General features: G+C 65.4%; 1 protein-coding gene. It reads left to right on the top strand.

The features are described from left to right. Positions 1-333: 333 nt before the first annotated feature. A partial coding sequence (locus CHC08_RS49270) for a PASTA domain-containing protein (protein ID WP_143653734.1) occupies positions 334-1,285 on the top strand: 952 nt, incomplete at its 3' end.

The following is a 1,285-nucleotide window of genomic DNA, read 5'->3' as shown; positions in this document are numbered from 1 at the left end:
GGCTCGACCGCCAGATGTATCACAGGGCCTGGGAAAACGGATGGTACCCCTCGCCAACGAACTGGGAACCGATGGGCGGGCAATTCAGCAGTCCGTAACCCTCAAATAAACTAGTCGATGGTTTGTTAGGGCGGGGCATAGAGGTTGAGGGATCGTCCTGCGATGACGGCTGTGATCAGGGCTTGTATTCAGCGGCCGAACTGGGCCGCTCCCGGGGCGGGCTGACTAGCAAGGTCCACCTGCATAGACCGACCCTACCGTCCTGTATCCCCGCAGGACCGAGCTCGTGAATACCGGTGTCACCGATTCACCAATTGACCCGTGAGGTGGAAGATGGTTCGCCCGTTTCTCATTCTCGTGGTGTCACTGACAGCGTTCCTCACTTCCCCAACACCCGCCGTGGGAGAACCCCCGGACGGCACTGGCTGCTCGCTGCCGGAGGTAACGGGACTGTCTCTTCAGGAAGCTCAGCATCGGCTCCACGATCAATCCCGGGGCATCCACATCAGGCTGGACCCTGTTGATGTTCCAGGCACGCCGCCGCCCTTCGCGATCAGCGTTTCAGGGAATTGCGACCAGGCCACGCTCAAACACGGCGCCCGCCTGCCTAATCTGGCCGAACGCACTCTCCAGCAGGCCACCGAAGAGCTCGAAGGGCTCAATCTGGCCTTCAGCGTCCCCCCCGGGGCGGGCCTCGACTGGACGGTCGTGCGTCAGGAACCCGGCGCGGAAAAGATCGTTCCCTACGGCACGAGCGTGGGCCTTGAGGTGAGGGCACCGGTCACCTCTCCACCTCCGGTGCCGCCGACGCCTGACCCCAATACCCCGACCCCCCCACGGCCAACGAGCACGAAGAAGCCGACCATGGTGGCCGTGCCGCCGCTGAAGGGCCTCAGCCGGGCGAGCGCCAAGAAGAAGCTCGCCGCCGTGGGCCTGAAGTTGCGGCTGGATCCAGATTCTCCTCGCATGGGCAAGGTCGCCGACCAAGACCCTCCAAAAGGCAGAAAGATCGCCAGAACCACCCCCGTGACGGTGTGGCTCGAAGCGCCACCGGATACCCCAAAGGCACCTAGCCCCGGTGGGGGGCTGGGCCTGGCAGGCGGGGTGGCCCTCGCCGGCGGGGCGGCCCTCACCGGTCTACTGCTGATCCGCCGTCGCCATGCCCGCCAGCAGACTCCGCAGAGCAGACTCCGCACTTTCGCGATCCGCTGCGTCCCCCACCCCGACCTCACGCCCCGGGTGGAAATTCACGGCAGCGGCTCGGTGAGCTCACCGGGCATCCGCG

Origin of the sequence: Streptosporangium subroseum (genome assembly GCF_900188345.1) — a bacterium.
Taxonomy (GTDB): Bacteria; Actinomycetota; Actinomycetes; order Streptosporangiales; family Streptosporangiaceae; genus Streptosporangium; species Streptosporangium subroseum.
Note: the sequence above shows the minus strand (reverse complement) of the source record. Positions and strands in the feature narration are given on the sequence as shown.